Source organism: Peptostreptococcus anaerobius VPI 4330 = DSM 2949 (assembly GCF_000381525.1).
Lineage (GTDB): Bacteria > Bacillota > Clostridia > Peptostreptococcales > Peptostreptococcaceae > Peptostreptococcus > Peptostreptococcus anaerobius.
This window is the reverse complement of record NZ_KB906663.1, coordinates 1-4850: the sequence shown is the minus strand read 5'-3', so window position 1 is coordinate 4850 and position 4850 is coordinate 1. Positions and strand designations below refer to the sequence as shown.

The 4850-nt window shown below is 26.9% G+C and carries 9 protein-coding genes; 3 read left to right on the top strand and 6 right to left on the bottom strand.

The genetic code is table 11. From position 1 onward, the window contains the following. Nucleotides 1-78 precede the first annotated feature (78 nt). The 6 genes from F823_RS0110240 to F823_RS0110215 are packed head-to-tail and all read right to left on the bottom strand — an operon-like array spanning nucleotide 79 to nucleotide 2366. Nucleotides 79-714 carry a hypothetical protein gene (locus F823_RS0110240; protein ID WP_019595767.1) on the bottom strand — a complete coding sequence of 212 codons (636 nt, stop codon included), beginning with the start codon at nucleotides 712-714 and terminating at the stop codon, nucleotides 79-81. Continuing rightward, nucleotides 711-899, bottom strand: a complete 189-nt coding sequence (locus F823_RS0110235; RefSeq protein WP_019595766.1) for a hypothetical protein — start codon at nucleotides 897-899, stop codon at nucleotides 711-713. The genes F823_RS0110240 and F823_RS0110235 overlap by 4 nt, the downstream gene beginning before the upstream one ends. Beyond that, nucleotides 899-1348 (bottom strand): dCTP deaminase/dUTPase family protein, encoded by a 450-nt coding sequence (locus F823_RS0110230; RefSeq protein WP_019595765.1) that lies wholly within the window; start codon nucleotides 1346-1348, stop codon nucleotides 899-901. The genes F823_RS0110235 and F823_RS0110230 overlap by 1 nt, the downstream gene beginning before the upstream one ends. A 1-nt stretch (nucleotide 1349) precedes the next feature. Next, a complete protein-coding gene (locus tag F823_RS0110225; protein WP_019595764.1) occupies nucleotides 1350-1907 on the bottom strand; it encodes a hypothetical protein in 558 nt (185 codons plus the stop codon). Next, a complete protein-coding gene (locus F823_RS0110220; protein WP_019595763.1) occupies nucleotides 1900-2109 on the bottom strand; it encodes a hypothetical protein in 210 nt (69 codons plus the stop codon). The genes F823_RS0110225 and F823_RS0110220 overlap by 8 nt, the downstream gene beginning before the upstream one ends. Beyond that, the gene (locus F823_RS0110215; protein ID WP_144019832.1) at nucleotides 2109-2366 is read right to left on the bottom strand and encodes a hypothetical protein; all 258 of its coding nucleotides are present in this window, start codon (nucleotides 2364-2366) and stop codon (nucleotides 2109-2111) included. The genes F823_RS0110220 and F823_RS0110215 overlap by 1 nt, the downstream gene beginning before the upstream one ends. A 257-nt stretch (nucleotides 2367-2623) precedes the next feature. On the opposite strand from F823_RS0110215, the gene F823_RS0110210 reads away from it, so the two are divergent. From F823_RS0110210 to F823_RS10790, 3 genes are all read left to right on the top strand, one after another. After that, on the top strand, nucleotides 2624-2815 hold the full coding sequence (locus F823_RS0110210; RefSeq protein ID WP_019595761.1) for a helix-turn-helix transcriptional regulator: 192 nt from the start codon (nucleotides 2624-2626) through the stop codon (nucleotides 2813-2815). 172 nt (nucleotides 2816-2987) lie between these two features. After that, the gene (locus F823_RS0110205) at nucleotides 2988-3611 is read left to right on the top strand and encodes a LexA family protein (RefSeq protein ID WP_019595760.1); all 624 of its coding nucleotides are present in this window, start codon (nucleotides 2988-2990) and stop codon (nucleotides 3609-3611) included. 9 nt (nucleotides 3612-3620) lie between these two features. After that, entirely contained in the window at nucleotides 3621-4727 is a 1107-nt protein-coding gene (locus F823_RS10790) for a tyrosine-type recombinase/integrase (RefSeq protein WP_019595759.1), read from the top strand. Nucleotides 4728-4850 lie beyond the last annotated feature (123 nt).

Below are 4850 nucleotides of genomic sequence, written 5' to 3'. Positions count from 1 at the left end.
TGAATGAATTGAAACTCGAAATATTATCTGCCATATACTTTCTCCTTTGCTTATATTTTTAATTTGTATTTTAAAAGTCTAAAAAATAAACTCATCTGCATAGGGTAATTCTTTAATAGTTTTTATGAACAATTCCCATTCTTTATCTAACCTATGATTTTTTCTTTGTTTTACTATATTTCTTAACTCTGCATAATTAGTGTTCATAGTTCTTAACTGTAAAAAACTTTCGGGCAATATCTGTTTTGCCATTCTTAGATACTTAATATCTTTTGTACGTAAATATTCTTCTCTTATTGCATTAAGTGAGTCTATTATATTGTTCATTAATGGTTTTATACTATCATCTTCAATATAAAAATCGCTATAATCAATTTTATGTTTATCGTTAAGTAATTTATGCATTGTGCTGCAACTATTTTTTGTATTAAACTTATATGTATCTAGTTCAGACCAAATATACCTAGGTACTTTTATATCCATCCAGACTTGTATTTGTCTTAAAAATTTACAATGTTCATCTCCAGCTTTTATTAGTTGCTGTGCTAATCGCATATCGTTTTCACCTATGCTGACTCTATAATTTTCTGAATCAGATTTGTCAATACTATCCCCTAAATGCCAACTATTCATTGGATTTCTCATGCCTATTAATGCTGGGACTATGCCGGCAACATCTAATATCTCAACTCTCATATTTTTATACTCTATCAAAAACAACTCCTTTCTACTTTAACAACCTGATATTCTTTTCCTTGTCTTTTACCTTTATCAGCCATTTTTCTTACACCACTCACGCTCATTTTTAAGAACTCACTTACTTCGGTTATATTTCCAACAAAAACGGGTAACTCGTATTTATCTGTTTCACATACAAGATAATCTATTTTTCTACACATTAATTACCTGTACTTCCTATTCCACCTTTTCTTAATAGGTTATTTTTATCATTATCTGCTATAAGATATTTTTGAAATATTCCCTGAAATACTTTATCACCCTTCTCGATAATAACTGTTTTATCACTATTATTCTTTAGTTGGAAGCATATATTCCCATCATTATCTCTATTTGAATAATAATCAGAATCTATTATCCCTGTTGTATTTGTTAAAGATATACCTTTTTTTATTCCTAATGAACTTCTTATATGACAAGCCAAAAATTCATCTCCTGCCATATATGCTTTTATATCTGTCGAAATAATCTTGCTATGTTCATGTGGATGTAGAATTATTTTGTGTGGTGCCTTAAAATCATACCCTGCACTATGTTTTGTGCTTCTTTCAGGTATAAAAAAAATATCATTCTTTCTAAAACTTTCCTTTACAACTTCAAACCCTCTCATGTTAAATTTCCTTTCTTATTATTTTATATGGTGAGTTACTCCAAGTGATGTCATTAAAAGCGTTATGCAAAATGCCATCTATCCTAAAAGCAGTACCACTAAAAGCAGTGCCACTTTCAACATAAATATTCCCATTCTTAAAAGGTCTATTCTTATATAGATATAATCCTCCATAATAATCTCTAGCTATCCAGTTATATTCTTTAGATATATTTCTCATTATAACTAAATCTTCAATTTTTAAATCATCTAATGTTCTCTTATATTCGTTTTCAACATCTATGTACTTATCCTCTTTTTGCAATAATTGTTTATCGCAACAATTATCTCTACTCTTTGGGGATACAAGAGATGAAAAATCTGTCTTTTCACTTAGATATATAGTCTCATCATCACCTGTCAAGGGATTATATTCTCTCTCTTCAAAAATATAATAGTTATCAAATATCTTAAATAACATTATATTTTTATCTCCTGCTGACTTACAATACACGTTTTCTTTTAGTGTTTTTATAAAGCCTCTATCTTCTAACCAATTTTCAAACTCTTTTTTAACCATTATTCCTCCTTGTTATTAATATTCCATATTTTAAAATAAAAAATAATATCATCTCATCAACAATATTATCTTTTTCGTCATAGAAGGTATACCCATCCATATAATATTGCTTTGAGCCAATATAATCAATTTTAAAACAATCCTTGTCCTTTAAGTTGTATTCTTCTTTTATTAGGTCATATACTCTCTTTATCAAATTCATTATACAATCTCCTCATAATCTTTACTGCTAAAAACCTTAACCCTTTTTCTTGCTATAGAATCTTTTAATCTTTCTCTGTTCAGCATAAAATGGTAAAAAGCTTTCTTGTTTACCCATCTGATATTATTTGAATATATAACACACTTTTTTGGTATTTTAGAATCTTCCTTTAATATTTCTTCCTCAAACTCTTCAAGATACCTTATAGCTGTAGGCTTTGATATACTGTATTCTTTTTGAATATCTTTTAACCTCATACAACTCATATTCCCTCCTCTCTACATATCATACCATGTTTTATTTGTAATTTAATATATGTATTTGTTTTCGTATTTCAAAAAGCCAATATTGTCTCTTGAAAACTTTATATCTATATTATATCATATTTTATTTGGCTTTTCAAGTTATTTTTTGTCTTTTTGTATTTTAAATTTTGAGATAATTTACATTTATGGTATAATTAGTATAAATCATGTATACTAATACAAGATATCTTTTTAGAAAGGATAAAACAATGTCAAAAAATAATCTAAAAAAATACCGTTTAAAATCAAATTTAACACAAAAACAAGTTGCTAAAATATTAAATATAACAGAAACTGGATATCAAAACTATGAGCTTGGATATAGAAATATCCCTTATGATAAGTTAAAGTTGGTATGTTCTCTATTCAATTGTACTTCAACAGATATACTAGGTTTTTAGTTTTGTATTTTTTTTGTTCTCATTTTAATTTAATTCAACTTTATCTTATTATATCATTTTAATTAAATTAAAGTCAACAAAAACTTCAATAAAATTCAAATTTTATTTGACGCTATATTTTAATATAATTAAAGTTATGATATAATATATGTAAGAAAGAGAGGTAGAACTTATGTTCGGTAAGAATTTAAAATATTTAAGAGAAAAGAATGGACTAAAACAGTCTGATTTAGGAAATATGTTAGGGAGAGGTTCTTCCTCTATATCACAATGGGAAAGTGGAAAGGTTCTCCCTAGTGCTGAAATAATAAGAGAGGTATCAAGTTTTTTTAACATATCCATGAGTAAAATCATTAATACAGATATAGAAATTAATGAGAAAAATCCTATATATAATGAGAGGAATACTAGAAAAATACCCGTCTTAGGAGAAATTGCTGCAGGGAATGGGATTTTAGCTGAACAAAATATAGATTTTTATTTTGAGGTAGATGATTCTGTAAAGGCTAATTTTGCATTAAAGGTTAATGGTGATTCAATGATTGATGTAGGTATTAATCATGGAGATATAGCTTTTTTTAAAAAACAGGATATAATTAAAAATGGTGAGATAGGTGCTATCCAAATACAAGAAGATAATGACTTTGAACCTAGAGCAACCCTTAAAAGAATAACTATACAGGGTAACTCGGTCATATTATCCCCTGAAAATAAAAACTTTGATGTAAAAGTATTTAATTTGAAAGATATAAAAATATTGGGGAAGCTTGTAGCCACAGTTCATTACTATGAATAGGAGGTATATATGCGTGCTGAAAAATTAAATGATGGGAGAGTTAAATATGTAGAAGAATTTAAAAACCCTATCACAAACAAAAGACAAAGAGTATCGGTAACATATGAAAAACACTCTAAAAAGAATGAAAAACTTGCTCAAAAAGAACTGATTTTAAAAATAGAAAAAAAGACTAAGCAAACACTAACGCATAAAAAAAATATTTATCAAGATTTAACACTAGGAGAATTATCTAAAGAATTTCTAAAGGATAAAGTGGAGTTAAAAAATAGCACCTTAGATACCTATAAAAGAGGAGTTAATAATCTATTTAGTGCTATAGATAAAGATATAAGATTGTCTAAAATTAACAATACACTTTTAATTAATAATCTTATAGACGACTGCCAAACAAAAACAAATATCAAATATTTAAAGATTTTGTTGACATGGGGAAAAGAAAATGATTTTATTGAAAATTTCCCAAATAAACCTTTTAATAGAGTATCTAAAAAAATAAACAAAACAGATAAGATAAATAGTATCAATAAAAAACTATATTTAGAAAAAGAAGAGGTTAATAAGATATTAGAGGATATTAAATCCCATAAATCATATTATGGTGAAATGATTTATTGTCTAGTTATTCTATTAATAAATACCGGTCTGAGAATAGGAGAGGCAATGGCATTAAATTACGATGACATAGATGATGATAATATATTAACTGTCGATAAAACTCTTTTTAATAAGAATATTCAAACTCCAAAATCCATTTCTTCATATAGGAAATTAGCAGTTAATGACGCTGTTGTAGAATGTATAAATAAAACAAAAGAGATAAAGAAAAAACATGGATTAGATAATACCAATATCATATTTACAAATATGAAAGGTCGACATACAAGTTACAGCCAACTACATAAAATTTTAAAAGAATATACCGGAAATTATGGATTTCATATATTCAGACATACTCACGCAAGTTTTTTAGCAGAAATGGGTGTTTCTTTAGACCAAATACAAAGAAGGTTAGGTCATGAGAATGATATGATAACAAAAAAAATATATGTTCATATTACAGAAAAAATCAAAGAAAAAGATAATGAATTATTTAGAAGTTTAGAACTTTTATAATGCCCCTTGAATGCCCCTTGAAAAGAATAAGGGGCATTTTTTTGTTTTTCAATACTCTAAACACGTTGAAATAACTTATTCCTGTTACAGGTAGTCCCATCTCTATATGAAAACTATTAATTT

What these genes read in the sequence shown, in the direction of transcription:
- F823_RS0110220 (WP_019595763.1), bottom strand. Translation starts at nt 2,109, where the DNA reads ATGAATTTGATAAAGAGAGTATATGACCTAATAAAAGAAGAATACAAC.
- F823_RS0110210 (WP_019595761.1), top strand. Translation starts at nt 2,624, where the DNA reads ATGTCAAAAAATAATCTAAAAAAATACCGTTTAAAATCAAATTTAACA.
- F823_RS0110205 (WP_019595760.1), top strand. Translation starts at nt 2,988, where the DNA reads ATGTTCGGTAAGAATTTAAAATATTTAAGAGAAAAGAATGGACTAAAA.
- F823_RS0110225 (WP_019595764.1), bottom strand. Translation starts at nt 1,907, where the DNA reads ATGGTTAAAAAAGAGTTTGAAAATTGGTTAGAAGATAGAGGCTTTATA.
- F823_RS0110215 (WP_144019832.1), bottom strand. Translation starts at nt 2,366, where the DNA reads ATGAGGTTAAAAGATATTCAAAAAGAATACAGTATATCAAAGCCTACA.
- F823_RS0110230 (WP_019595765.1), bottom strand. Translation starts at nt 1,348, where the DNA reads ATGAGAGGGTTTGAAGTTGTAAAGGAAAGTTTTAGAAAGAATGATATT.
- F823_RS0110235 (WP_019595766.1), bottom strand. Translation starts at nt 899, where the DNA reads ATGTGTAGAAAAATAGATTATCTTGTATGTGAAACAGATAAATACGAG.
- F823_RS10790 (WP_019595759.1), top strand. Translation starts at nt 3,621, where the DNA reads ATGCGTGCTGAAAAATTAAATGATGGGAGAGTTAAATATGTAGAAGAA.